At 38.8% G+C, this 26,750-nt stretch carries 20 protein-coding genes; 10 read left to right on the forward strand and 10 right to left on the reverse strand.

From position 1 onward, the window contains the following. Positions 1-43 precede the first annotated feature (43 nt). The 4 genes from C1726_RS07030 to C1726_RS07045 all read right to left on the reverse strand — a co-directional run bounded on the left by C1726_RS07030 (position 44) and on the right by C1726_RS07045 (position 5,097). Positions 44-1,495, reverse strand: a complete 1,452-nt coding sequence (locus C1726_RS07030; RefSeq protein ID WP_102272540.1) for a carbon starvation CstA family protein — start codon at positions 1,493-1,495, stop codon at positions 44-46. A 158-nt stretch (positions 1,496-1,653) separates the two neighbouring features. Next, positions 1,654-2,385, reverse strand: coding sequence for a LytR/AlgR family response regulator transcription factor (locus tag C1726_RS07035; protein WP_102272541.1), 732 nt, complete (start codon positions 2,383-2,385; stop codon positions 1,654-1,656). Further along, on the reverse strand, positions 2,354-4,129 hold the full coding sequence (locus C1726_RS07040) for a sensor histidine kinase (protein ID WP_102272542.1): 1,776 nt from the start codon (positions 4,127-4,129) through the stop codon (positions 2,354-2,356). Before C1726_RS07040 ends, C1726_RS07035 begins: the two co-directional genes overlap by 32 nt. Before the next feature lie 128 nt (positions 4,130-4,257). Beyond that, on the reverse strand, positions 4,258-5,097 hold the full coding sequence (locus C1726_RS07045; RefSeq protein ID WP_102272543.1) for a TetR/AcrR family transcriptional regulator: 840 nt from the start codon (positions 5,095-5,097) through the stop codon (positions 4,258-4,260). Positions 5,098-5,196: 99 nt separating this feature from the next. Here C1726_RS07045 and C1726_RS07050 point away from each other — a divergent pair, with 99 nt between their 5' ends. Both C1726_RS07050 and C1726_RS07055 read left to right on the forward strand, forming a co-directional pair. Continuing rightward, positions 5,197-8,280 carry an efflux RND transporter permease subunit gene (locus C1726_RS07050; RefSeq protein WP_102272544.1) on the forward strand — a complete coding sequence of 1,028 codons (3,084 nt, stop codon included), beginning with the start codon at positions 5,197-5,199 and terminating at the stop codon, positions 8,278-8,280. A 168-nt stretch (positions 8,281-8,448) separates the two neighbouring features. Next, positions 8,449-8,868 (forward strand): VOC family protein, encoded by a 420-nt coding sequence (locus C1726_RS07055; protein WP_102272545.1) that lies wholly within the window; start codon positions 8,449-8,451, stop codon positions 8,866-8,868. A 382-nt stretch (positions 8,869-9,250) separates the two neighbouring features. On the opposite strand, the gene C1726_RS07060 is transcribed toward C1726_RS07055, so the two are convergent. After that, positions 9,251-10,159, reverse strand: coding sequence for a nuclease-related domain-containing protein (locus C1726_RS07060; RefSeq protein WP_102272546.1), 909 nt, complete (start codon positions 10,157-10,159; stop codon positions 9,251-9,253). Between the two features lie 157 nt (positions 10,160-10,316). Between C1726_RS07060 and C1726_RS07065 the strand changes: the two genes are divergently transcribed. The 8 genes from C1726_RS07065 (at position 10,317) to C1726_RS07100 (ending at position 19,552) form a co-directional block, all read left to right on the forward strand. Beyond that, positions 10,317-10,784 (forward strand): DinB family protein, encoded by a 468-nt coding sequence (locus C1726_RS07065; RefSeq protein ID WP_102272547.1) that lies wholly within the window; start codon positions 10,317-10,319, stop codon positions 10,782-10,784. A gap of 129 nt (positions 10,785-10,913) precedes the next feature. Beyond that, complete coding sequence (locus C1726_RS07070; protein ID WP_102272548.1) at positions 10,914-12,605, forward strand: glycoside hydrolase family 13 protein; 1,692 nt, start codon at positions 10,914-10,916, stop codon at positions 12,603-12,605. A 1-nt stretch (position 12,606) separates the two neighbouring features. Further along, positions 12,607-13,494 carry an ROK family protein gene (locus tag C1726_RS07075; RefSeq protein WP_102272549.1) on the forward strand — a complete coding sequence of 296 codons (888 nt, stop codon included), beginning with the start codon at positions 12,607-12,609 and terminating at the stop codon, positions 13,492-13,494. A gap of 246 nt (positions 13,495-13,740) precedes the next feature. Beyond that, complete coding sequence (locus C1726_RS07080; protein WP_102272550.1) at positions 13,741-15,042, forward strand: ABC transporter substrate-binding protein; 1,302 nt, start codon at positions 13,741-13,743, stop codon at positions 15,040-15,042. A gap of 83 nt (positions 15,043-15,125) precedes the next feature. Continuing rightward, positions 15,126-15,986: a carbohydrate ABC transporter permease gene (locus C1726_RS07085; protein WP_102272551.1), complete on the forward strand. Its 861-nt coding sequence runs from the start codon at positions 15,126-15,128 to the stop codon at positions 15,984-15,986. Then, positions 15,986-16,801: a carbohydrate ABC transporter permease gene (locus tag C1726_RS07090; RefSeq protein ID WP_102272552.1), complete on the forward strand. Its 816-nt coding sequence runs from the start codon at positions 15,986-15,988 to the stop codon at positions 16,799-16,801. The genes C1726_RS07085 and C1726_RS07090 overlap by 1 nt, the downstream gene beginning before the upstream one ends. A 25-nt stretch (positions 16,802-16,826) precedes the next feature. Further along, positions 16,827-17,861 carry a LacI family DNA-binding transcriptional regulator gene (locus C1726_RS07095; RefSeq protein ID WP_102272553.1) on the forward strand — a complete coding sequence of 345 codons (1,035 nt, stop codon included), beginning with the start codon at positions 16,827-16,829 and terminating at the stop codon, positions 17,859-17,861. 26 nt (positions 17,862-17,887) lie between these two features. Further along, on the forward strand, positions 17,888-19,552 hold the full coding sequence (locus tag C1726_RS07100) for a glycoside hydrolase family 13 protein (protein ID WP_102272554.1): 1,665 nt from the start codon (positions 17,888-17,890) through the stop codon (positions 19,550-19,552). 150 nt (positions 19,553-19,702) lie between these two features. Here C1726_RS07100 and ald read toward each other — a convergent pair whose 3' ends face one another. From ald to C1726_RS07125, 5 genes are all read right to left on the reverse strand, one after another. Beyond that, positions 19,703-20,836, reverse strand: coding sequence for an alanine dehydrogenase (ald, locus tag C1726_RS07105; RefSeq protein ID WP_102272555.1), 1,134 nt, complete (start codon positions 20,834-20,836; stop codon positions 19,703-19,705). 19 nt (positions 20,837-20,855) lie between these two features. After that, on the reverse strand, positions 20,856-22,280 hold the full coding sequence (locus tag C1726_RS07110) for an aldehyde dehydrogenase family protein (RefSeq protein WP_102272556.1): 1,425 nt from the start codon (positions 22,278-22,280) through the stop codon (positions 20,856-20,858). Between the two features lie 57 nt (positions 22,281-22,337). Next, positions 22,338-23,651, reverse strand: a complete 1,314-nt coding sequence (locus C1726_RS07115) for an aminotransferase family protein (RefSeq protein WP_102272557.1) — start codon at positions 23,649-23,651, stop codon at positions 22,338-22,340. Positions 23,652-23,895: 244 nt separating this feature from the next. Beyond that, entirely contained in the window at positions 23,896-24,993 is a 1,098-nt protein-coding gene (aguA, locus tag C1726_RS07120) for an agmatine deiminase (RefSeq protein WP_102272558.1), read from the reverse strand. A 241-nt stretch (positions 24,994-25,234) separates the two neighbouring features. Beyond that, positions 25,235-26,629 carry a sigma-54 interaction domain-containing protein gene (locus tag C1726_RS07125; protein ID WP_102272559.1) on the reverse strand — a complete coding sequence of 465 codons (1,395 nt, stop codon included), beginning with the start codon at positions 26,627-26,629 and terminating at the stop codon, positions 25,235-25,237. Positions 26,630-26,750 lie beyond the last annotated feature (121 nt).

Raw genomic sequence — 26,750 nt, forward strand, 5'->3', positions numbered from 1 at the left:
TGATCGTTCACCGTCTTACGATAATTAGGATTGCAGCAGCTCATTAGGCTGCTTTTTTCCAGTTTGATACATCATCCTCGAGGGGAAGGGCAAGTGATCGGTTCTTTTTAGCAGTATGGAAGAATAATGCAACAAGGATGACAGTGCCGATTGCAGAACCAATCCATGAAGTCGTCATCGATAGACGGAATCCAATTTGAGCATTTAAAATATAGGCTAAAACCATGACTAGCATAAAGGTGCCAGGTATTAGTGAAACCCAGTAATTTTTCTTAGCGATATATAAGTACATCGCTCCGACGAATAAAGCAATAACGGCTGTCGATTGGTTGGCCCAGCTGAAATATCTCCACAAAATATTGAAGTCAATCTGTGTTAATGCCAGTGAAATAACAAATAATGGAACAGCAATCCATAATCGGCTTGATAATTTTTTCTGGGCAAAGTTAATATAATCTGCGATAATCATACGCGCACTTCGGAAAGCAGTATCACCTGATGTAATTGGCAAGACAACAACCCCAAGAACAGCTAGTGTTCCACCAATACCTCCAAGCATCATCTTAGACACTTCGCTTACAATTAGTCCTGGTCCTCCAGCTGCCAACAGATCGTTCAACCCGTTATAGCCATCGAATAGGCTCATAGCAGCTGCAGCCCAAATCATAGCGATAATTCCTTCTGCAATCATCATGCCATAGAAAATTTTACGGCCTTGATTTTCATTTTGTGTAGTCCGCGAGATAATGGGTGTTTGTGTTGCATGGAAGCCTGAAAGGGCGCCACAAGTGATTGTAAAGAATAGTAACGGGAAAATAGGTGCATTGGCAGGATGGAAGTTGCTTAAAGAAATTTCCGGAATATTGGCGCCTGTTACAAGCAATCCGATAAATACACCAACAGCACTAATTAATAATAATGCTCCAAAATATGGATAAAGGCGACCGATAATTTTATCAATTGGTAAAAGTGTAGCTAAAATGTAGTAAATGAAAATGGCTCCGACGATTAGAAATAAGGCTACTTTCCCATCCATTAAGACGTATAGAAGGTCTGCGGGTGTAGTAACAAATACGGTTCCAACTAATAATAGAAGCAGTAGAGCAAATGCGTTAACGACATGCTTCATCGCTTTCCCAAGAAATTTGGTAGCAAGTTCAGGCAGATGAGCCCCGCGGTTGCGAATGGAAATCATTCCAGTTAAATAATCATGAACTGCCCCCGCAAAAATACAGCCTATAACGATCCAGATAAAAGCAACAGGTCCATAAAGTGCTCCCATGATTGGACCAAAGATAGGCCCAGTTCCGGCGATATTGAGCAGCTGGATCAATGAATTCTTTTTTGTGCTCATTGGAATGTAGTCAACACCATCCGCTTGAGTGAGGGCAGGGGTTGGCCGTGCTGCTTTCACGCCAAACATTTTTTCAACATATTTTCCATAAGTAAAATAACCAATAATTAAGAGTGCAATACAGCCTAGAAATGTAAACATAAAAAACCTCCTTAGGAAAATTTGAATACGTTTACATAAAGTATAAAAGAGCTAGATTTATATGTGACCATTTTGTGTCTGAAATGCTAAAATGACAGATTAAAAGGCGGTTAAAGGAGATTAAGATGCAAATAATAATCTGTATAATCTGACAACTATCAAATTTCCAATCGTGCTCTTAATGCCTTCACATAGTTTCGGCTGACGGATAGCATTTCCTTTCGATTCTCCAATTCTAGCTGATAGGCTCCGTTAAACCATGGGGTAAGCCGAGTGATATATTCTAAATTTACAAGATAGCTTTTGTGAATTCGAAAAAAGGAGAATGGGATTAGTCGGCTTTCCAGCTCTTTAAGTGATATTTTTGTTTCATAATTGCCAGATTTAGCAATGATTTTAGAAACCTTATCATCCCTATACATATAGATGATATCTTTCGGTTCAATATAAATAATTTCTCCATCCTCTTCGATGGCAAGTTTTCCTGCTGTTTTAACTGTTTCATGTTTAGCTTTATGAAGTAATTGTTTTTCAATTCGATGGACTGCTTGCCTCACCATTTCTTCGTCATACGGCTTAAGTAAATAATCGGTTGCCTCATAACGAAATGCTTCCGCAGCAAATTGCGGATAAGCAGTTGCAAAAATGATTAAAGGAACTTTTTTCAGTGCCATTAATGATTTAGCCACCTCCATCCCGTTCATTTTAGGCATCTCAACATCCAGAAAAACGACATGAGGCTGAAGGTGTACGGCCTTCATAATAGCTGCCTCCCCCGATTCTGCTTCATCAATCACCTGTAACGAAGAAAAAGGCTTTAGTAAATGTTTTAATTCATCCCTGCTGTATCGTTCATCATCAGCTATTAATACTTTGATTGTTTTTTCCATTTAAAACTTCCTCCGCCCGTGGAATAGCAAAGCCAATTGAGGAGCCTTTGCCAAGCTCACTTTTAATGGAAAGAGATGAATGGGCTCCGAACATCATTGTCAGTCTCCGATTCACATTATAAAGTGCGAGTCCTGAGCCTGATTCAGATTCAGATTGAATGGTTTCTTTGCCAATTCTTTTTATTCTTTCTTCATTTATTCCTTGTCCGTTATCTGTTACCTTAACGTATGTCATTGCCTGTTGTTTTTTAATAGAAACCTTAATGATGCAATCGTGATCCTTATCCTTAATTCCGTGCTTAATCGCATTTTCTACAATTGGCTGTAAGGTCAATGGAGGGATTTTTTCTAGAAGAGCCTCTTCATCAATTTCATAGAAGACCTTCAGTTTATCAACAAAGCGTGTTTCTTCTATCGATAGGTATGCCTTCGTGTGCTTAAGCTCTTGTTCAAGAGTAGTCATGTTGACGGTCGTTGTTGTTAGATTTTGCCTTAAGAAGTGGGACAGGGAAACGAGAAGCTTTCGAGCTTTATCAGGATCAATTCGAATTAAGGAAACAATAATATTTAATGAATTAAATAAAAAGTGAGGACTGATCTGTGCTTGCAGTGCTTTAATCTCTGCTTCCTTTGCCAGCTGGTATGCTTTATCTGCCTCAGAAATTTCCAGCTGGTTACTTAAAAGTGCGCTAAGACCTGAAATCAGCTCAATAGCTAGGCTTGTTACTTCTTTATCATTGCTGAAATAGAATTTAAGTGTGCCAATTGTTTCGCTGCGCTGTTTTAAAGGAGCAATGACAGCTGCGCCAAGCGGGCAGCTTTCTACACGGCAATGTATCGTTTGATCGTTGGCTACAATTAGCTTGCCGTTTTGGATAACGTCTCTTGTTATCTGAGTCTGAATCGGGCTATTTGGCTTGTGATGATCATCTCCAACTCCTACATGTGCGAGAATATCGGTCAAATTCGTCAGAGCAACAGCTTTTGTTTGGATTTCGTTATGCAGGATTGTACAAACAGCAAGAGCAGAGTCAATATTAAGGCCTTTACGCAAATAGACGAGCGTTTGATCCGCAATCCTTAGTGCTAACTGCGCCTGTGAAGCTCCTGCCTTTTCTTCTTCGGTCATAACATTTTTTATGATAAGCAGGAAAAGTGCCGAGCCGAGACCATTGGCAATAATCATTGGGAGGCCGATAATTTCAACTAAGGTAAGGGCTTTATCAAATGGCCGTGCAATCAATAGAATTATAAGCATCTGTATACTTTCTGCCAAGGCACCTATAAAAAAGGCAGTGGATAGCTTGACATGCTTATTTTTAAAGTGAAAAAATCCAGCAAGGATGCCAGAAATAATCGTGGCTGATCCACAGGCAATTCCAGTAAATCCTCCTAAAGTAAAGCGGTGAATCCCTGCGATTAAACCAGCTCCAATGCCTACTTTATAGCCCCCAAGCAGTCCAGCGAGTACAACCCCGATTACTCTTGAATTAGCAAGCGCCTCATTTGAAGAGAGTTCGGTTGCCCAGCGGTTAAAACTTTGGGTATCGGTGTCTAAGGAAAGACCAGAATAGGTGCCAATAATGCCAAAAAATCCAAAAAATAAAATAGCTGTATATTGCTGTTGTCTATTTAATTTTTCACCATAGATCATATCCCTGAAAAACTGAAACCGCGTTAAGATAAATGCAATCGTTACGATAATTCCAAGTCGTTCAAGCATAGTCAGCAGCAGTTCGAACATGTGAATTCTCCTTTAGGAAGATACCGTTTATGTTAGATTCTATTTTACTAGAATGTAGAATATTTAGAAATATCTAAATTGAACACGAAATAAGAAAGGCAGAATGCAAGGTAAGCATTCTGCCTTTCTTATTTTTCAATCTCATAATATCTAAAAAGTAAATAAGTAATCCACTTACAATGAGGATGATTTCGAATATTCTCAAGCAGGCCTTTCGCAATCGCGGGGCTTAAAGTTGGTTCCAGCAGATGCTGCTTTAATAGAATTAAAGATTCTTTTTCGATTGGCTCATCTATTTCTTTTAGTACTTGTTCAATCATTTGTATGATCTGCTCGATTGTTATCTCTTCTTTTATTGGGTGCTTAAGCATCTGGAAATCTTCATGTGTAATAAATGGAACGGTTGTATGGCTTGCTAAAAGGTTCGTTTTTTCTACAAGTGATTGACAGAGTAACTCTCTATTCAATGGGGCATTATTAAATAAAAACAACCCGGAATAACTGTTCATTAGTCCTTTGATGCAATAAATTAAATCATATTTTGTACGCTCAACTTTTTCGCCGTATAATCGCTCAATCAATGACAAGATAATGCCCTCCATTAATCGGTCGTAATAATGAATTTTCACAATAAGCTCCTCATTGAACGATTGTGTTTGTTCTTTAATGAAGATTTTGGCGAAGTCGGAATGCTTATGAAAAGCATGGAATGTTGAGTAATAAAAGGTATATAAAAGCTCTTCATCATTTTTTGTGTTGTTGACCATATAGTCAATATCAGAAATAATCTCTTTCATAAAATGGTCAATTAAAGCGATGATCAGTTCGTCCTTTGACTTGAATGATAGGTAAAAAGCCCCTTTTGAAATGCCGCAATAATCTGTTATTTGTTGAATAGGAGTAGCTTCAATTCCTTGTTGAGCAAAGAGCTCCAGTGCTTTCTCCATAATTAATTGTTTTTTTATCATCTATATTAATCGCTCCTAGGCCTATTTGTTGACAAATGACTTATTAGTCATTATTATAAAAAAATGAGCTTGATAAGTCAATTAAGGGTAGGTGTAAAAGTGAAAGGCTTAGTTAATTTTGTTCTGAAGAATAAACTGGCAGTTTGGTTGCTTACAATAATTATTACCGTATCTGGTATTTATTCGGGTACCCAAATGAAAACGGAGACGATTCCAGATATTTCAATTCCGTATTTAATGGTCATGGGTGTGTATCCTGGAGCAACTCCTGAACAAGTAATGAATGATATATCGATGCCATTGGAAAAAGCGGTAGAAAACCTTGAAGATGTGAAGGCTGTTTATTCCAACTCATATTCAAACATGGCAAATATTCAGGTCGAATACGATTATGGAATCGATATGGATGAAGCAAAACGTGCATTAGAATCTGCTATTGATGCAGTGACTTTACCAGAAGATGCACAAAAGCCGACCATTACAGCAATTAGCATGAATATGATGCCAGTTGTGGCGTTGAGCGTTAGCAGTAAGAAAGAGGATATTGTTGAACTGACATCAACAGTTGAGGAAATTTTACTTCCGAAAATCGAAAAAATCGATGGAGTTGCCTCTGCTACGATTACTGGTCAGCATATAGAAGAGGTTCAGCTAACTTATAATGAAGAAAAAATGGCTGAGCTTGGTTTAACGGAAGATAAAGTAAAAGAAATGATTCAAGCAAGTGACTTGGCCGTTTCATTAGGGCTTTACGAATTTGAAGAAGGTGAACAGGCTGTAGCAATTGATGGAAAGTTCATGACAGCGGATGAATTAAAGGAAATGCTTATTCCTGTAACACCATCTGCAACCCAGCCTTCTCCTTTTGTGAAGCTAAGCGATATTGCTACTATTGAAGTAGTAGGTAAAGTACAATCTGTTTCACGTACGAACGGTGAAAATGCGATTGCGATTCAAATTGTTAAAGGACAGCAAGCAAACACTGTTGATGTTGTTAACAGTGTGAAGGATTTAATTAAGGATGAAGAGAAAAAGATCGATGGCCTTGTGGTTGATGTCTCGCTTGACCAAGGGAAGCCGATTGAAGATTCCGTTTCAACGATGGTTGAAAAAGCATTATTTGGCGGATTAATCGCTGTATTAATTATCCTCCTATTCTTGCGTGACTTTAAATCTACTATTATTTCGATTATTTCCATTCCAGTATCCATTTTTATGGCTTTATTGCTATTGAATTGGCTGGATATTACGCTAAATATCATGACGCTTGGAGCGATTACTGTGGCGATCGGCCGTGTAATTGATGACTCCATCGTAGTAGTAGAAAATATTTATCGCCGTTTGCATTTAAAAGGGGAGAAATTAACAGGTCGTGCACTTGTACGTGAAGCGACGATTGAAATGTTCAAACCCATTCTGTCATCCACACTAGTAACAGTTGCGGTATTTGCTCCGCTTATCTTCGTTGGCGGGATGGTCGGCGAACTGTTTATGCCATTCGCATTAACGATGACATTTGCGCTTGGAGCTTCGTTAATTGTGGCTATTACAGTTGTACCCGCGTTATCTCACTTCTTATTTAAGAAGAAGCTATATAGTGAAAAGACAGAAGGAAGTCATAAAGAGGCTGGTAAATTAGCTAAATCGTACAAAGGTATCTTAAATTGGACTTTGAACCATAAAGTGATAACGTCCATTATTTCCATTGTTTTATTAGCAGGCAGCTTAGCATTAACACCATTAATTGGCTTTAGCTTTATGGGCAGTGAAGAGGAAAAGGTAATGTACTTAACGTACACTCCAGAAACAGGAGAATTAAAAGAAGATACGTTAGCCAATGTCGCGGTTGTTGAGGAAGAGATGTTAAAACGAGGTGACATTGATATCGTTCAAGTTTCTGTAACTGAGAGCGGGGATGAGATGTCGGCAATGATGGGCGGCGGCGGAGGCGGCGCATTAATGTACCTCATCTTTGACCCTGAAATGGAAGATTTCCCAGAAGTGCGTGAGGAAATTGAAGACTATGTGTTTAATATCGGACAATCGGGCGAATGGAAGAGCCAGAACTTCTCATCCATGTCGATGTCAACAAATGAAGTGAGCTATACTTTCTACAGTGAGGATTTAGATAAACTAAACAGTGCTGTAAAAATGGTAGAAGATGTAATGAAAGAAACGGATGGATTGGAAGATGTTTCTTCAAGTGCAGAGGATGCTTATGTTGAATATACATTTAAAGTAGAACAGGATGAGCTGCTGCAGTACGGGTTAACAACTGGTCAAATTGTGATGATGTTGAACCCGAATAAAACACAAGATGTATTAACTACGGTTGAAAAAGACGGAGATACATTAGAAGTCATCGTTCAGCAAGAACAAACAGAACAGCCAAAATCAGTCGATGATATTTTAGCAACAGAAGTACCAACAGCACTTGGCACGACGATGCCGCTTTCTAAACTTGTAACAGTTGAGAAGGGGACAACGTTAAATACCCTTGCGCGCAGTAAAGGGGAATACTATGCAAGTGTTTCTGGAACAATCATTGGTGACGATATTTCCAAAGCAACATCTAAAGTAGATAAAGCAATAAATAAATTAGATTTACCTAAAGGTGTAACAGTTGGTGTTGCCGGAGTGCAAGCAGACATGACTGAAACATTTACACAACTTGGTGTAGCGATGATTGCGGCAGTCGCAATTGTATACTTCATCCTTGTTGTTACATTTGGTGAAGGTGTCGCTCCATTCTCGATTCTATTCTCATTGCCATTTGCGGTTATTGGTTCATTTGTTGGTTTATTAATCGCGGGTGAAACGATCTCTGTATCTGTCATGATGGGTCTACTAATGTTAATAGGTATTGTCGTAACAAATGCGATCGTACTTGTAGACCGAATTATTCACATGGAACGTGATGGATTGACTATGCGTGAAGCAATCCTAGAAGCGGGTGCAACACGTCTGCGTCCAATCCTAATGACTGCAATTGCAACAATCGGTGCTTTAATTCCATTAGCACTTGGTTCTGGCGGCGGCGGACTCATCTCAAAAGGCCTTGGTATTACAGTTATCGGCGGATTAACAAGTTCAACACTATTAACATTAATCGTTGTACCAATCGTCTATGAAGTGTTATCAAAGCTATTTAAGAAGAACCGTAAAGACATTCAGGAAAACTAGTTCCCATCGAACCAAAAACCTGCAAGGCGAAAATAGCCTTGCAGGTTTTTTTATTAACAGTGGGTTAATATATCGTAAATATTCGGAATTTTTAGTAATAATATTTTACAGATTTATCTTCTATGAGTTATATTATGAATGAAAGAATACTAAAATGAGGTGAGTCAAATGGGATTGCAAGCAAGGCAACTATATCTAAATTTGCCGGTGAAAGATCTAAATAAATCTGTTGAATTTTTTTCGAAAATTGGATTTGAATTTAATGCTCAATTTACCGATGAAAATGCAACCTGCATGGTAATCAACGAGAATACATTTGTGATGTTATTGGTAGAAGACTTCTTTAAGACCTTCACGAAAAAGAACCTTTCGGATGCGGAAAAAAGTACAGAAGTAATCGTAGCGATATCAGCTGACAGCAGAGAACAAGTAGATGAGATTGTAAACAAGGCATTAGATGCCGGCGGAAAGCATTCGAATGATCCAACTGACCATGGATTTATGTATGGATGGAGCTTCCAGGATCTTGATGGCCATCTATGGGAGGTTTCCTATATGGATGAAAGTGCGTTTGGCCAAGAGGGTTAATTTAAATATTTTAGGAAAATACAGAATCCGCGTTGAACTATTTTTTCAATGCGGATTTGGCTTGTAATTAAATAAAGTAGATAAGGTTGGCACTCGAACAAGAGGCATAAAAGAGGAACGGGTCGCCAATAAGGGTCATTGGCGACCGAACAATTGAGAAAAAAGAGTTGGCAGTATCTAATAAGGGTCATTGGCGACCGAACAATCGAGAAAAAAGAGTTGGCAGTATCTAATAAGGGTCATTAACGACCGGATAAGGAAAGAAAAAAGGAACTGGGTAGCCAATAGAGGTTATTAGCTACCGTATAACCGAAAAAGTAGATATAAGAGTATCCAATACAAATTATTTCCAATTAAACTCTTGAAGTTCTCGAAAATGGGTTTACTTATAGTAAGTCCATTGACCATAACCCGTAGCCTGGTAATTTTGCCTTAATATTCTTCCAATCATCTTTTTAGACTGTACTAGTTGACACCAATCATAAACCTCGTTAGTCGTAACCTTTTTATCTGGAAAAAGTAATTTGAATTCCTCGACACTGCGAATGATGGCCTCTTGTATATTTTCCTTATGCCCGCATTGATCACAGAGTGCTATTCTTTCGCCAACAGACAGAAGGAATGATTGGCAAGCTGCACAAGTTATCCCTTTCCGCATCTGGTCATAATGATAAGTGGGTAGCCGGGTGTAAGGTGATTCTGAGATATGAGCCTGTATTAATAGGTCGGCTAGTTTGCGGTGCAAGCTATTGAGGTTGGATGGTTTCATATTTAAGTTTTTTATAAAGTAATTTAATTGTGGTGGGAAGATCATTTTCTCATCTTGGGGTGCGTTGTATAAGAAGAATTCGGGGTTAACAAAGGCAAGGTAACCTTTTATAGAAAAATTGAATCCGTGCTTTTGAAGAAATTGGCGAAGCAGTGTTTCAATGCGATTCAATTGATGCAGTGGATTCGTAATTTCTTTTCCAGTAGAACAAATATAAAAATTCTTATCTTGGTAATAGTAATTGCCTTCATAATTTTTTACTTCGAAGGGGATGATCGCATCTTGCGTAATGAGTAAAGAATCAATTTGAAAGGTAGTTTTGTTGCTTTCAATAAGAAGGTCATTCAATATAAGAAATTTACTATTAAGATTGGAAATTAATGAGTCAAATTTCATTTCTCCTTCAAGGCCTTTCTTAAGGTTTAAGTGATGCTGTTGTTCACTTCCCGTTAACTTCATTCTGGCATGTAATAATTTTAACATGACTAATTCCATCGATTCATTTCTATTTTTTATAAGCATATTTCACTTCCTTTCCATCCTGTTATGTTCATTCTATAATAAGTAGAACGAGAATTTTATGGAAAATCCATGAAATTTATTAGCATTTATTAATTAAGTATTGGATAACTTTAGTATAGAATATAGATTGATATTGAAAAATAGGGAGGCTGCTAAAATGAGTGAGTTATTATTTAAAAATATGGAATTAACACGGGGTTTCTTTTTAAAAACTATTGCTGGCTTAAATGAAGAGATTGTAGATGTTCAGCCTGAAGGCTTTAACAATACAATTAAATGGCATATTGGCCATGTGCTAACTTCAGCAGAGCAATTTATGTTTGGATATCCTCACAAATCAGCAAGTATCCCTGCGAATTACTTGGAGCTGTTTGCAACTGGTACAAAACCTTCAGATTGGCAGGGGGAGGTTCCTTCAGTTTCTGAACTTACAGCACAGTTAAAAGATCAATTACTGCGCATGAAAGAGATTCCAGCAGAACGTTTTAGTGAAAAATTGTCCACACCTTTTTTGGGTCAGGAAACGTTCGGTGAGATTAGTAATTTTTCATTATTTCACGAATCCATTCATTTTGGTCAAATTCAAGCGATGAAACGTGTAATAGAAGCAGCACAAGCAAAATAAAATACATGTAAATAGAAAGGGAGGGCTGTATCGCGCTCTCTTTCTATTTATTTTTTGTGCAATCGATTGCATTATTATTGTTTAAATATTAAAATAATTCCATCGAAATACTGTAGGTGGTGGAAAGAGTTGTCCCAGTCAATAGATCCGTGGTGGAAACGCAATGTAGTGTATCAAATTTATCCGAGAAGCTTTAAGGATTCAAATGGAGATGGAATTGGTGACTTGCAGGGAATTATTTCAAAATTAGATTATTTGCAAAAGCTAGGAATAGATGTTATTTGGCTGAGTCCAATCTATGATTCTCCAAATGATGACAATGGCTATGATATTCGGAATTACCGGAAAATCATGAAAGAATTTGGCACAATGGCTGATTTTGAACAATTAGTTAAAGAAGCAAAACAGCGAAGCATTCGAATTGTAATGGATCTCGTTGTGAATCACACATCTGATGAACATGCTTGGTTTGTTGAATCACGTTCATCTATAAATTCAAAATATCGGGATTATTACATATGGCGTACAGGGAATGAACACAATCCTCCGAACAATTGGGGTTCTGTTTTTTCTGGGTCTGCTTGGGAAAAAGATGAAAATACGAATGCGTATTATTTGCATTTATTCTCAAAAAAACAGCCCGATTTGAACTGGGAGCATGCACCTCTAAGAAATGAAATTTATGACATTATGACCTATTGGCTGGAAAAGGGAATTGGCGGATTTCGCATGGACGTGATCAACTTTATTTCGAAAGATTTGCAATTACCTAATGGAGCAATTCCTCCTAATCAAAAGTATGGAGATGGAAGCCCATTTTATATGAATGGACCAAGGATTCACACGTATTTACGAGAAATGAATGAAAGGGTATTACGCCATTATGATGTATTAACAGTAGGAGAAATGCCTGGAGCAACGACTGAGGATGCGCAAATCTATACAAGTCCGGAGAATCAGGAAGTGAATATGGTATTCACTTTTGAACATATGAATCTCGACAGTGGTCCTTTTGAAAAATGGGATGTTCGGCCATTAAAGTTAAAAGAATTAAAGCGAAACTTTAAGAAATGGCAGAATAAGCTGCATCATGTTGGATGGAATAGTCTGTATTGGAATAATCATGATCAGCCGCGAATTGTCTCAAGGTTTGGGGATGACCAGGTGTATCGGGAGGAATCAGCGAAAATGCTGGCCATTTGTCTGCATATGCTCCAAGGGACTCCATATATTTATCAAGGAGAAGAGCTAGGCATGACAAATGTGCAGTTTGATGCGATTGATGATTATCGGGATATTGAAACGCACAATATGTATAAAGAGAAACGGGAACTGGGAATCTCTCATGAAAAAATCATGGCAAGTATTTATGCGAAAGGGCGGGATAATGCACGTACTCCTATGCAATGGACTGCAGAAGGAGGATTTACAGATGGGGTTCCTTGGATCCGGATGAATCCGAATACAGTTAGAATAAATTCTGAGGAAGCCATTGCAGATCGATCCTCTATTTTTTATACGTACCAAAAACTGATTCATTTGAGAAAAGAGCATGACATCATTTCTAATGGAAGTTTTCAATTGTTATTGCCAGACCATCCATATTTATTTGTTTTTAAAAGGCAAACAAAGGAGGAAGAATGGCTCGTTGCAGCCAATTTCTCTAAACAGATGGAGCAGTTAACCTGTGAGGAATGTAATGTCCCAAATTGGAAAGGGAATCTTATCATAGCTAACTATGATACTCTTAAATTAGAAAAAGAAATAATAAACCTTCGCCCTTATGAGGCGTTTGTGCTTGCTTATGAAAGGAGGCAGTAAGATGGGAAAAATAGCTGGTATTGATATTGGAGGAACAAAAATCCGTTTTGGTATTGTAAATGAGTTAGGCGAAGTATTGGCAGATTGGACGATTCCTACAAAGATTCCTCTATATCCGTATTTAGAAGAACAGATTCTTAGGATAAAAAAGGATTTTCCAGATCTTTCAGGAATAGGTATTGGTACAAGAGGAATGGTGGATGCAGAGACAGGTATCATCACTTTTGAAAAGGAACTGGAAGGATGGCAGGGTACTGCGGTTAAATCCCAGTTGGAAGTCGCAACGGGTCTGAGGGTTGAAGTCAATAATGATGCGAACTGTGCAGCTCTTGCGGAAGTTCATTTAGGAGCAGCAAAAGGTTTTCGAAGGGCTGCATGTTTGACGGTTGGAACAGGACTCGGAGGCGGATTCATTTTCGATGGGCGGATAATGAATGGGGCCAACGGAGGTGCCGGAGAAGTCGGCCATATGATCTTATATCCAAATGGGCTGCTTTGCGGATGCGGCAGAAAAGGCTGCAGTGAACAATATGTGTCTGGCACGGCATTGAGAAGGCTCATTCGCGAGGAGAATGTAATCGATCCCGAAACAGGTGAACTTGCAATGCCGCAAAATCTTTTCCGGTTAGCAGTGGATGGGGTAGCAAGTGCCATCTCGGTTCGCGAACACTTTCTTTCTGATTTTGCTATTGTTATTTCCAGCCTTCAGGCAGTATTGGACATGGACTGTGTCGTAATCGGCGGAGGGGTATCAGATTCGGCGGATGATTGGTGGGATCTCCTGCTTGAGAAAGTAGAACCATTAAAGCTTAAACCATTCGAGATGAGGCGGGCTGTTTTTGGCAATGAGGCAGGAATGCTTGGTGCAGCAATGCTTATTATCGATTAATTTAAATAGAAGGATCGAAAAGTGAATACAAGAAATACTGTGCAAACAAGGGAGCGAATTTATTTCAGCGTACAGAAAGAATTTATAAAAAAACAGAATTTTTTATAAATTAGTTGTAGTAGCCCAGACGATGTGATAGGATAAATTTAAATCTACATTGCGCAAACGCTTTCATTAGCTTTGCTCTTCTTTTTGTCCATTTGCGCAAACGTTTTCACAAAATAATAAATTTTGGGGGAGAGAAAAATGAAAAGGAAATGCCGAGCAGGAATATTGGCGGCTTCAATCGGTTTAGCTGGGTTTTTAACAGGCTGCAGTTCAGACGAGGCAGGCAAATCGGATAATAATTCGAAAAATGAACAAGTAGCATTAGATATTTTTCAATTTAAAGTAGAATTTAAAGACCAATTCGAGGCAGTTGCAAAAGCGTACGAAGAAGAAAATGAGAATGTGAAAATTAATATTACGACTGTTGGCGGAGGAGAAGATTATGGTGCAGCACTTCGTTCGAAGTTTGCTTCCGGCAATGAGCCAGCTATATATAATATTGGAGGACCGCAGGATGTAGAAGATTGGAAGGATAAATTAGCAGACTTATCCGATTCAGCAGCAGCTGATGCGGCACTAGATGGGACGCTTGATGGGGTCACAGTAGATGGGAAAGTGCTAGGACTTCCGTATAATCAGGAAGGCTACGGATTTATATATAACAAAAATATATTCGAAAAAGCTGGAATCGATCCTTCGACGATTGTTGACTTTGCTTCTTTAGAGGCAGCGGTTAAAAAACTGGACAGCCAAAAAGGCGAATTAGGTCTTGAAGCAGTATTTGCTCTGCCAGGGAAAGAAACGTGGGTAACTGGATTGCATTTATCGAATACGTTTATTGCTCCAGAGTTCGATAGCAATGTATTAAAAGCTTTTGAGTCAAAAAATATTGAATTTCAATATGGGGATGCGTTCCAAAAGGTCCTCGATCTGCAGAATGACTTTTCAGTGCAGCCGACAGTTAGCCTTGATTATTCAAAACAAGTAGAAGAGTTATTCTCGTTACAAAAAGTGGCGATTATTCAACAAGGAAACTGGGTGTATGGTTCCATTGCAGGGATTGATGAGGAATTTGCTAACAAAGGAATTGGGTTATTACCGATTCCAGTGGAAGGGTTCAAAGGAGATCATATTCCAGTAGGGATTCCAATGTACTGGGGAGTAAACAGCAATGCAGACGAAGCTGTTGTTAAAGAGGCGAAGAAATTCTTGGATTGGCTTTACACTTCAGATAAAGGAAAAGAAACAGTGTTAAATGATTTCAAATTTATACCTGCGTATAACGGCTATGATTCTTCGAAAATATCAGATCCTCTTTCAAAAGCTGTTTATGAATATGCGGAGAAGGGCAAAACGATTGGCTGGACATTCATGGGATATCCAACTGGTTGGGGACAGGATGAATTAGGCGTTGAGATTCAGAAATACTTAAGTGATGAAGCGAGCTGGGAAGACGTGATCGATGCTACGAAAAAGGCATGGGAGTCTTCTCGCCAGTAAGCATACATCTAATTAGAAACAAAGTAGCATTCGTGCTACTTTGTTTTGCGAAATAGAATCTTTCATTAAGAAGAGGTGAACAAATGCGTAAACGAGATCTATCCTATTGGCTATTTTTAATGCCGGTGCTAGCTGCGCTGCTGCTAGTTGTCATCGCCCCTTTATTGCTTGGGATCTATTATTCATTCACAGACTGGAATGGCATTCAGACGAAGGGATTCGTAGGTTTTGATAATTATATCGCATTGTTCCAAGACGAGCGTTTCATGGATTCACTTTGGTTCACGGTAAAGTTTTCAATCGTTTCTGTGATTCTAATTAATCTAATAGGTTTATCACTTGCTTTAATTGTTACAGCAAAATTAAAAACAAATAAAGCATTGAGGACCATTTTCTTTATGCCAAATTTAATTGGCGGACTAATTCTAGGATTTATCTGGCAGTTTATTTTTACTAAAGCATTTGCAGGCTTTGGTTCCATTGTGGGAATGGAGAGCTTACAAGGCTGGCTTTCAACGCCAGGAACTGGGTTCTGGGGACTTGTTATATTGATGAGCTGGCAAATGTCCGGGTATATTATGGTGATTTATATTGCTTATTTAGAGGGTGTTTCAAAAGAGTTAATTGAAGCAGCCGAAATCGATGGTGCGAATGCTTTCCAGCGTTTCCGCCATGTTGTGTTTCCGTTAGTTGCTCCAGCGTTTACGGTAAGTATGTTTTTGACCTTGTCGAATACATTTAAGCTGTATGATCAAAACCTCTCTTTAACAGGTGGGGGCCCATATAATTCAACACAAATGGTAGCGATGGAGATTTTTAATACAGCTTTCGGCCGTTATGATATGGCCTACGCACAGGCGAAAGCGGTTATCTTTTTCTTAATTGTTGCAGTTATTGCTTTACTGCAAGTCTATCTTTCTAAGAAACGTGAGGTGGAAATGTAGTGCGGAAAAAGCATTTAGTTCCCCTAGAGGCAGCTGGGATATTTTTAGCGCTTATTTGGCTGGCGCCCTTCTATTTAATGATCGTAAACTCGCTGAAAACTAAACGGGAAATTTTTGAGGATACATTGAAGCCGCCTAGTACTGTTACATTTGAAAACTATGTGCAGGCATTTTCGGAATTGGATTTTTTAAGAACCTTCTCCAATTCAGTTTTGATTACCGTGCTTAGCGTAGCCATTATCGTTATTTTTTCATCGATGGCAGCATATGCCCTTTCACGTGTAAAGAGCCGTCTAAGTACAATTATCTTCTTTGTATTTGTGGCTGCCATGCTCATCCCGTTCCAATCTGTCATGATTCCGCTCGTGACAATCTTTGGGAAGTTTGAAATGCTTAATCGGGGCGGATTGATATTTATGTATCTGGGTTTTGGTGCAAGTTTATCGATCTTTTTGTATCATGGCGCTCTATCTTCCATTCCTAAATCATTAGATGAGGCTGCTACCATTGATGGAGCGAATAAATTTCAAGTATTTTGGTACATTATTTTCCCAATGCTAAAGCCGATAACAGTGACTGTTGCCATTTTGAATACGATTTGGATATGGAATGATTACTTGCTTCCATCGCTTGTTATTAACCAGAAAGGGATGGAGACCATTCCGTTAAAGATGTTCTTTTTTTTTGGAGAGTATACAAAGCAGTGGCATCTAGCATTGGCTGGGTTAACATTGGCGATCATTCCGGTCATTATCCTGTATTTCTTTGCTCAAAAAGAAATAATAAAAGGTGTGTCAGAGGGAGCCGTAAAGTAAAATGTAAAAAAAGGAGGGTGTTCGAATGACTGTGACAATCATTGATGTAGCGAGAGAAGCCAATGTTTCCCCGTCTACCGTTTCCCGTGTCATTGCAGATAGTCCAAGAATTAGTGAACAAACAAAGCGTAAAGTAAGAGAGGTCATGGAGCGTTTAGCGTATCATCCAAACTTTCAAGCGAGAAACTTAGCTGCAAAAAGCACGAAAACAATTGGCGTGATCATGGCGCACTCTACTTCACTGGCATTCCAAAATCCTTTTTTTCCTGAAGTCATTCGTGGGATTTGCACAAGTGCTCATTCAAGCCAATATGGAATTTATTTATCTACAGGCGGTACAGAGGAAGAGATTTATCAAGAAGTTGTATCAATGGTGCAAGGAAGAAAGGTTGATGGAATTATTCTGCTTTACTCTCGTGTGAATGATCGGACAATGAACTATTTAAAGCGTTCAGGCTTTCCGTTTACAATGGTAGGCCGACCGTATCAATACGAGGATGAGATTACATATATAGATAATGATAATAAAAAAATAGCACATGAGGTCGTTGATTATCTTTTTAGCTTAGGGCACGAAAAGATTGCCTTCATTGGGGGGAATCTCGACTATGTCGTTTCATCTGACCGTTTGGAAGGATACCGTCAAGCTCTAATAGAGGCTGGTCTTTCTTACTCAGATGCCTATTTTATCCATGATGATGTATTTAAATCACAAGGAAAAGGCTCAGTTCATGAATTGATGAAGCAAGATGCTCCACCGACTGCCATCGTTGCACATGATGATTTAGTTGCATATGAGATCATACGTTATTTAGAAGAGCTTTCCATTCAAGTTCCTAAGGATGTCTCAATCGTGAGCTTTAATAACCACGCACTGTCAGCTTATGTGAAGCCACCTTTAACATCTGTTGACATTTCTATTTTTGAACTAGGCTTTGAAGCAGCAAACTTTTTATTAGAAATGGTTAGTAATCCAGAGGTGACAGTAAAATCCCATTTTGTGTCAACTACTTTAATTGAAAGAGAATCTTGTAAAAGAATGAACGGATTGGTTGAATAAACAACAGACAGATAAGAGGGATAATTATGAAGAGAATTTGGTGGAAGGAAGTAGTTGCTTATCAGGTGTATCCACGAAGCTTTCAAGATTCGAATGATGATGGAATTGGAGATTTGCAAGGACTTCTCTCTAGATTAGATTACATTCAGGATTTAGGGATCGATGTCATTTGGATCTGCCCCATGTATCAGTCACCGAATGATGATAATGGATACGATATTAGTAATTATCAAGAAATCATGGGAGAATTCGGCACGATGGCTGATTTTGATCAGCTCCTTAAAGAAGTACATCAGCGCGGTATGAAGATAATAATTGATTTAGTCATTAATCATACGAGTGATGAACATCCTTGGTTTATTGAATCCAGGTCTTCAAGAAGTTCAGAGAAGCGTGACTGGTATATTTGGAGAGATGGGATCGGCGGGAAAGAGCCGAATAACTGGGGAAGTATTTTTAATGGATCTGCTTGGGAACTTGATCAAGAGACGGAGCAATACTACTTACACTTATTTTCGAAGAAGCAGCCTGACTTGAATTGGGAGAATAAGAATGTAAGAGATGCTTTATATGAAATGATCAAATGGTGGTTAGATAAAGGGATTGATGGATTCCGAGTAGATGCAATCAGTCATATTAAAAAAGACACAACATTTGCTGATATGCCAAATCCAGATCAGCTTTCTTATGTTCCTGCATGGGAAAAGTATATGAACGTTCCTGGCATCATGAATTTCCTTGAAGAATTAAAACAAGAAACTTTTGCAAAATATGACATTATGACTGTAGGAGAAGCAAATGGTGTTGGAACTCAGGATATACATGACTGGGTGGATTGGACAGATGGAAAATTCAATTTGATTTTTCAATTTGAACATCTGAGTTTATGGGATCCAGAAACAAAGAAAAAGCTCAACATTCAAGAGTTAAAACGTGTTTTAACAAGGTGGCAGAAAGCGTTAGAAGGAAGCGGATGGAATGCGCTATTTATAGAAAATCATGATCAGGCACGCTGTGTCTCAACTTGGGGAAATGATGGTGAATACTGGAGGGAAAGTGCGACGTCACTTGCAACGATGTACTTTTTTATGCAAGGAACGCCTTTTATTTATCAGGGACAGGAATTGGGCATGACCAATGTAAACTACCGGACCATTGAGGAGTACAATGATGTTGCTACAAGAAATTTATATTCATACCGAATAGAACAAGGAGAATCCTCTGACCAGGTAATGGACGTCATCAGGAAAACAAGCCGAGATAATTCACGTACACCGATGCAATGGTCTGCTGAAGAAAATGCCAGCTTTACAAAAGGAATCCCATGGCTCAAAGTAAATCCGAACTATACTAAAATTAATGTAAATACCCAGAAAAAAGACCCGCACTCTATATTGAATTATTATAAAAAGATGATTCACTTACGTAAATCCAATGAGGTATTTGTGTATGGTGCATATGATTTAGTGTTAGAGGAGCATCCATCGCTTTACGCATATACTCGTACATTAGGTCAAGAGAAGGTGCTTGTTTTGTGTAATCTATCGGAAAAGCAGGTGTCTGTTGATCCGGTGGAGGGTATTACCTATAAGTGGCCAAATCTAATACTGGCAAATCTTGAAGTAGAGGATCATACCGAGACTGCTACTATTAAGCTTGCCCCATTTGAGGCGAGAATTTATAAAGTGTAAAGGAATAATAAAAGAACATTTTTCGCCCCGTCCTAAAATATAGAACGGGGTATTCAATTTCTACTATGATAATTTTTAACTCCAGCTACTATATATTAAAAAAAGGGACCATGAAAAGGTCCCCATCTATAGCAGTTATGAAAAGACACCTCAATTAGTAACTTTTTCTTTCGCTAAAATGTCCATTGGTGAAACAAAGTCATAGCCGAGATCTTTTGCCACAGCCTCGTATGTGACTTCTCCATTGATTGTGTTTAGTCCTGCTGCAAGAGCAGGGTTTTCGGTCAATGCTTTCTTTACACCTTTATTAGCAATTTGCAATGCATAGGGCACTGTCGCATTTGTAAGGGCAATAGTTGATGTTTGCGGAACAGCTCCTGGCATGTTTGCCACCGCATAATGGATAACACCATGCTTCGTATAAGTGGGGTTATCATGAGTAGTGACTCTGTCAGCAGTCTCGATAATGCCGCCTTGATCAACAGCGACATCAACAACGACAGATCCAGCTTCCATTGATTTAATCATTTCTTCTGTCACAAGTCTCGGTGCTTTTGAGCCTGGGATGAGGACAGCCCCAATCACTAAATCGGATTTAGCAACCGCCTCAGCTATGTTAAATGGATTAGACATTAGTGTTTGGATTTGGTTGCCGAAAATATCATCAATTTGGCGTAAGCGCTCTGGACTTAAATCGATGATCGTTACATCAGCACCTAGACCCATTGCAATCTTTGCAGCATTTGTTCCTACAACTCCACCGCCGATGACTGTTACTTTGCCACGCTTAACGCCAGGTACACCTGCAAGAAGAATTCCCTTCCCGCCTTTTGTTTTCTCTAGAAGCTGGGCACCAATTTGAGCAGACATTCTTCCGGCTACTTCACTCATTGGAGTAAGCAGCGGCAGCGTTCTGCCTATTTGAACGGTTTCATATGCAATAGCTGTTACTTCTTTTTCTACTAATGCTTTTGTAAGTTCTGGTTCCGCGGCTAAATGCAGGTAAGTAAATAAGATAAGACCTTTCCGGAAATATTTATATTCACTTGAGATTGGTTCTTTTACCTTCATAATCATTTCTGCATCTGCCCAAACTTTTGTTACATCAGCTTCAATTAATGCACCAACCTCTTGGTAGGATTGATCTCCAAATCCACTTCCAAGCCCTGCATTGGTTTCAATAATTACTGTGTGTCCAGCTTTAATAAGGCTCATAGCACCAGCTGGGGTTAGTGCTACACGATTTTCATTATTTTTAATTTCCTTTGGTACTCCAATAATCATTTGAATAGCCTCCATAAAATTAATTATTATTAAAGATTACTAGCTTTAGCTCTGTCATTTCTTGGATTGCGTATTTAATCCCTTCGCGACCCACGCCGCTTTCTTTTACACCGCCATAAGGCATATGATCAACACGGAAGGTTGGTATATCATTGATTAGGACTCCGCCAACATGCAAGTTCTTTGATGCTTGCATGGCCGTATGAATATTGTCTGTATAAATTCCAGCCTGCAGCCCATAACGAGAATCATTAACATAATCAATTGCTTCCTCGACAGAGTCAACTTTGTTTATTAATACGATTGGAGCAAAAACCTCCTGGCATGATACCTTTGATGCAGGATCCACTCCTAATAAAACGGTAGGGAGGAGAACATTGCCTTCACTGATCCCGCCTGCAGCTACGGTTGCCCCATTTTGTTTAGCTTCAGAAATCCAGTCAAGTGTTCTTTCCACTTCTTTAGGATGAATTAATGCAGAAACATCTGTGTCAGGATTTAAAGGATCACCGATCTTTAAGTGTTGTGTTGCCTTAACAAATTTTTCAACGAAGGTGACATAGCTATCCTTATGGACATAAATTCTTTGAAGGGAAATACAAACTTGGCCCTGAAAACTAAAGGCACCCTCAACACAGCGCTGAATGATTTTGTCGATATTAATATTTTTATCAACAATAAGTGCAGCATTGGATCCTAACTCAAGAGTCACATGTTTTAGTCCGGCTTTATTTCGAATGCCAATTCCTACTTCAGGGCTGCCTGTAAAGGTAATTTTCTTCACTCGATCATCTGAAATTAACTTTTCGCCAACGACTGTACCGCTTCCTGTTACTACATTAAAAGCACCTGACGGCAACCCGGCTTTCTGTAAAAGATCAGCAAGAAAATAGGCGGAAAGGGGTGTCTGGCTTGCAGGCTTTAATACAACTGTGTTTCCAGCAGCTATGGCAGGACCAACTTTATGGGCAACAAGATTCATTGGAAAGTTAAAAGGCGTAATAGCTCCAATAACTCCAAGCGGTTCTTTAACAGTGTAAGCAAATCTCCCTTCACCGCCAGGAGCTGCATCCAGTGGAATCGTTTCCCCGCTTATTCTCTTAGCTTCCTCAGCAGCAAATTTATAAGTCTGGATCGTTCTGGACACTTCTCCTTTAGCGGTTTTTAGTGGTTTGGCTGCTTCTAAGGCAAGAATTTCAGCAGCTTGATCAAAGTGTGCTTCAAATAGATTAGCAAGGTTTTCAAGGATTTTGGCCCGCTGGTGGCTTGGCATTTCAGCCATACTCGTTCTTGCCTTGTATGCTGCATCTATAGCTGAATCGACTTCCTCAACCGCAGCACTTGGGATTTCTGCAATCAGTTCTCTGCTATATGGAGAGAATAGGGGGATATAATGCTTTGCTTCTACCCACTCTCCATTGATAAACAAATGATGTTTTTTCATTAGAATATAACCTCCAAATTTTTGAACCGGCCAATTTTCTTAATAAGAGATAGATGTTTATAAAGTTGTCCCGATTGTATAGATTGCACGGTCAATAATTTCTACTAAACGATCAATCTCCTGCTTATTAATTGAAAGCGGAGGAGCAAATACAAGTATATCCATCCCATCGAATACGACAGATCGGCAAATGAGTCCTTGCTTTGCTGCCTCATTTACAATCAGTGGGGCTACAGGCCCTGTTGTTAGTTGCTGGCTATTAAGCTCAATAGCTCCCATTAGCCCTAATGCCCTAACATTTCTGACAATCTCTCTCTCTCCTTCGATCCATCTAAAGCCCTTAAGTAATTCCTCACCCATATTTTTAGCGTTTTCGATTAAGTTTTCATTTTCAATAATTTCAATATTTTTTAAGGCTACCGCACAAGCCATTGGATGACCGCTATAAGTATAGCCATGTAAGAGTGTTCCAGTGGATAATCGTTTAAAATCTTCATATATCTTTTCAGAAATGACAACTCCGCCAAGCTGTGCATACCCGCTAGTCACTCCTTTTGCAAAACACATTAAATCGGGTGCAACCCCGTAATGCTCAATTCCGAAGTATTTTCCTGTCCGGCCAAAACCGGTAATAACTTCATCAGTGATAAATAGAATATTGTACTGATCACAAATCGTTCTGACGTTTTTAAAGTAATCCTCAGGAGCGATATGAACTCCGCCAGCTCCTTGTACAGGCTCGGCGATAAAAGCTGCGATTGTATCAGGTCCTTCAGAAATAATTACGTCTTCTAGCGCTTTTGCCGACATGTTATCTGTATGATAGAAATCTGGTGCCAAGGAATTCGTGAAATCTCGGAAAGGCTTTAGACCTGTTGCGCTAGTTGCTCCCATTGCAACCCCATGATAGGATTTTATTCGAGAAATTATTTTCTTTTTCTCTGGCTGCCCTCTTAATATCCAATAATGCCTTGCTAACTTATAAGCTGTATCATTGGCTTCTGAACCTCCAGATGTAAAAAAGGTTGTATTTAAATCCCCAGGAGCGACTTCGGCTATTTTTGCAGCTAATCGAATGGCAGGTTCATTGCTAAATGTTGCGAAACATGAGCTAAAGGCTAACTTATTCATTTGTTCCATGGCTGCAAGACCCAGCTCTTTTCTCCCATGTCCAATATTTACATTCCAAAGAGAGGACATGCCATCAATCACTTTTTTTCCATGAATATCTTCGAGATATACACCATTTCCTTTTGAAAAAATATAGGCTGGACCATGTTCTTGCTGTTGCTGAATAGGGGAGGTCGGATGCAAAAAGTGCCTTTTGTCCAGTTCCACTAAATCTTGATAAGTACGTTCATTAGCGATCATTATGATTCTCTCCTCATACAAAAAATTTAATTTACAGAAACTTTGTTTCATATGAAACCTATTTTGAAAAATAAAGAATCTTTTCTTCCCTCTATGTATTTACAATGCAAGGATTGTGCCAAATATTATTGTTAAGTCGTTTTTTCGGAGGATTACAAAAAAAGAGCTGAATGATTTAAAATTCAGCTCGACGATTGATATAGAAGATATGAAAATGTTTAGTTCTATTTCGCCAGCACTTTTCTTATGGCCAAGGCTGCTGCTGAGTGATACAATGAATATTTCCTCCTCCGACTGAAACTTCACGTGTGTTAACAGTAACAATTTGGCGGTCTGGAAACAATTTTTGAAAAGCAGCAACAGCATGCTCATCCTGAGGATCATTAAATGTTGGCAAAATAACTCCGCCATTACATAAATAGCAATTAATATAAGTAGAGATAAAGGTTACATCTGATGAACGTGCGTAACTATGTCTAGAGTAATCAATTTCAAAACTTTCTGCTTCGCTCAATGTAATTTGCTTCGGCATTTGTATTTTGTGTATTTTTAGCTTTCTGCCTTTTGCATCTGTTGTATTTTTTAGTCTCTCGTAAGCATCCTGAAGTACTGCAAACTGCGGATGAGCCGGGTCATCTGTCCAGCCCAGGGCAATTTCACCAGGCTTAACAAAAAATAAAACCTCATCCACATGCCCATCTGTTTCATCTCCGAGCAGCCCATCCTTTAGCCAGATGATCTTATCTACATTTAGATATTCAATAAGTTTTTCTTCTATCGCTTCTTTTGTCAAATTTTTATTTCGGTTCTTATTTAAAACACACTGCTCAGTAGTGATTAGTGTGCCTTCACCATCCACGGTAATCGCTCCGCCTTCCAAAACAAAGTCCGTTGCATCATAGCGGTTAATATGCTCAATTTCCAATACTTTTCGTTTTACCTGAAGATCTAAATCCCACGGGAAATATAATCCCTCTTCAATTCCTCCCCAGGCATTAAATCCCCAGTCAATTCCGCGAACTTCACCTTGATCGTTTTTTACAAAGGTTGGACCAATATCGCGCATCCAAGCATCATTAGAGGAAATTTCAATTACCCGGATATGTTCGGGTAAAAGGGCACGAGCATTTTCGAATTGTTCCGGTCTTACACACATGGTAACAGGTTCAAATTGTGCAATCGCCTTGGCAACCTCAACATAAACTTTTTGAGCAGGCTTAGCACCAGCTCTCCAGGTATCCGTTCTAACTGGCCAAAGCATCCATGTCCCCTTATGCTTTTCAAATTCTCCAGGCATTCTAAAGCCGTCCTTTTTTGGTGTACCATTGATTGTTAATACCATGTTTATCCCCCTAAACTCAGTAATCATAGTAATAGTTGACAGAGCTTTTAAATGAAATAAGCAGCGAATGCTTTTAAAAACTCCCTCCTTAAAATGTATTTACTAAGTTTCTGTTGCAAGTTCCATGCCAAGTAAAACTAGAGATATAGACTCTCTATATACTTTTTTTGCGATGTCCAATTACTAAATCTAATAGTAAATTGAATTTTCGAATAACTGAACCGATTGCGAATCAGTCAATTTAAGCTAATAAATTATATTTTTGCAGTCTTCTTATAAATGAGGATTGTGTGATTCCAAGCGCTTTAGCCGCTTTTCTAGTAGATGTGTGCTCCTTTTTTGCTTCAATAATTAGCTTCTTCTCAATTTCCTCAATATAATCAGGCAGGCTTTGTCCATTTAGATTCATAGGAAATTCACTTTCATTTTGCACTTCCCTCAATACCTTTTCCGATAGGTCGCTTTTATCAATGATGTTTGACTTGGCGGTAACAACTAGACGTTCCACCATATTCTCTAATTCACGAATATTTCCTGGCCAGCTATAGTTTTGCAGATACTCAATTAGCTCTTTTCCTAAGACAGATGACTTTCGATACTTTGTTTTGAATAGTTCAAGGTAATGAAAAACCAGAGGAAGTATATCATCCTTCCTTTCTCTTAGTGCCGGGATCTGAATTGAAACAACGTTCAATCGATAGTATAAATCTTCTCTAAATCGCTTTTCTTGGACCATCTCTAGAAGGTTTTGGTGGGTAGCAGTAATAATTCGTATATCTACCTGTTTTAATTCAGTGGAGCCGATGGGGAAAAATGATTTTTCCTGCACTAATTGAAGAAGCTTTGGCTGCAGTGTTAATGGCAATTCTCCAATTTCGTCAAGAAATAAAGTGCCTCCATTTGCTTTTTCTACTAATCCAATTTTCCCGCTACTGTTTGCCCCCGTAAATGCTCCTTTTTTATAGCCAAATAATTCAGATTCCAGAAGAGTTTCTGGAATTGCCCCACAATTTATTTGAATAAAGGGTTTATCAGATCGATTGCTCTTTCGATGGATCTTTGAAGCAATCATACTTTTCCCGACACCAGTCTCTCCAGTTAAGAGGATGGTTACATCTAATGAAGCAATTCTTCCGATTAAATCTAAAATCTCTTCATGTCTTTTGCTATTGCCAATAATAACTTGGTTGTTTTTATTTTCCGATTCTTTGAGCTTCATTTCTTGAAGCTCATCCCAATACTTTTGGAGAAGTATTTCAGCCTTTTCAAGCTGAAGGGAGGACCTGACAGTATCCGTTATATCTTTCACATTGACGAGGACATACTGGGTGTTATCTTCTTTGATTTCAACAAAATAGCCAGTGGCTAAGTATTGCCGGCCTTTAGATGTTTGAACCTTTGTCACTGTTTCTTTTTTCTCTAGCACAATTTTCGTAATGGATGGAGTGAACAGGCCATCTTTTTCAAGGTCGGATACACTTCTGCCAATTACCTTGGAGCGCGGTGCTCCCATTTGCTTAGAGCTTGTGTCATTAATCCATAGAGCGATGCCATTATGGTCAGCAATAAAGATCCCATCTTTAAGATAATTAAACATTTGATGAAAATGTTTATCCTCAAAAAACTTTTTGCTCATACTAACGCCCCCAAAGCATGATCGTTTGAGTATTGATTCGTTTTTGGTTCGGATTGAGTCGAATATGATTCACAATAATTACTATATTATAAATTTTCAGATTAATAGTCAAATATCTTTA

Source organism: Cytobacillus massiliigabonensis (genome assembly GCF_900199725.1).
GTDB lineage: Bacteria > Bacillota > Bacilli > Bacillales > Cytobacillaceae > Cytobacillus > Cytobacillus massiliigabonensis.

Bases quoted from the DNA above. Each gene is read 5' to 3' on its own strand.
- C1726_RS07030 (WP_102272540.1), bottom strand. From the start codon at position 1,495: ATGTTTACATTTCTAGGCTGTATTGCACTCTTAATTATTGGTTATTTT.
- C1726_RS07075 (WP_102272549.1), top strand. From the start codon at position 12,607: ATGGGAAAAATAGCTGGTATTGATATTGGAGGAACAAAAATCCGTTTT.
- C1726_RS07080 (WP_102272550.1), top strand. From the start codon at position 13,741: ATGAAAAGGAAATGCCGAGCAGGAATATTGGCGGCTTCAATCGGTTTA.
- C1726_RS07125 (WP_102272559.1), bottom strand. From the start codon at position 26,629: ATGAGCAAAAAGTTTTTTGAGGATAAACATTTTCATCAAATGTTTAAT.
- ald (WP_102272555.1), bottom strand. From the start codon at position 20,836: ATGATTATTGGAGTACCAAAGGAAATTAAAAATAATGAAAATCGTGTA.
- C1726_RS07035 (WP_102272541.1), bottom strand. From the start codon at position 2,385: ATGGAAAAAACAATCAAAGTATTAATAGCTGATGATGAACGATACAGC.
- C1726_RS07060 (WP_102272546.1), bottom strand. From the start codon at position 10,159: ATGCTTATAAAAAATAGAAATGAATCGATGGAATTAGTCATGTTAAAA.
- C1726_RS07040 (WP_102272542.1), bottom strand. From the start codon at position 4,129: ATGTTCGAACTGCTGCTGACTATGCTTGAACGACTTGGAATTATCGTA.
- C1726_RS07100 (WP_102272554.1), top strand. From the start codon at position 17,888: ATGAAGAGAATTTGGTGGAAGGAAGTAGTTGCTTATCAGGTGTATCCA.
- C1726_RS07115 (WP_102272557.1), bottom strand. From the start codon at position 23,651: ATGATCGCTAATGAACGTACTTATCAAGATTTAGTGGAACTGGACAAA.
- C1726_RS07055 (WP_102272545.1), top strand. From the start codon at position 8,449: ATGGGATTGCAAGCAAGGCAACTATATCTAAATTTGCCGGTGAAAGAT.
- aguA (WP_102272558.1), bottom strand. From the start codon at position 24,993: ATGGTATTAACAATCAATGGTACACCAAAAAAGGACGGCTTTAGAATG.
- C1726_RS07110 (WP_102272556.1), bottom strand. From the start codon at position 22,280: ATGAAAAAACATCATTTGTTTATCAATGGAGAGTGGGTAGAAGCAAAG.
- C1726_RS07085 (WP_102272551.1), top strand. From the start codon at position 15,126: ATGCGTAAACGAGATCTATCCTATTGGCTATTTTTAATGCCGGTGCTA.
- C1726_RS07045 (WP_102272543.1), bottom strand. From the start codon at position 5,097: ATGATAAAAAAACAATTAATTATGGAGAAAGCACTGGAGCTCTTTGCT.
- C1726_RS07065 (WP_102272547.1), top strand. From the start codon at position 10,317: ATGAGTGAGTTATTATTTAAAAATATGGAATTAACACGGGGTTTCTTT.
- C1726_RS07095 (WP_102272553.1), top strand. From the start codon at position 16,827: ATGACTGTGACAATCATTGATGTAGCGAGAGAAGCCAATGTTTCCCCG.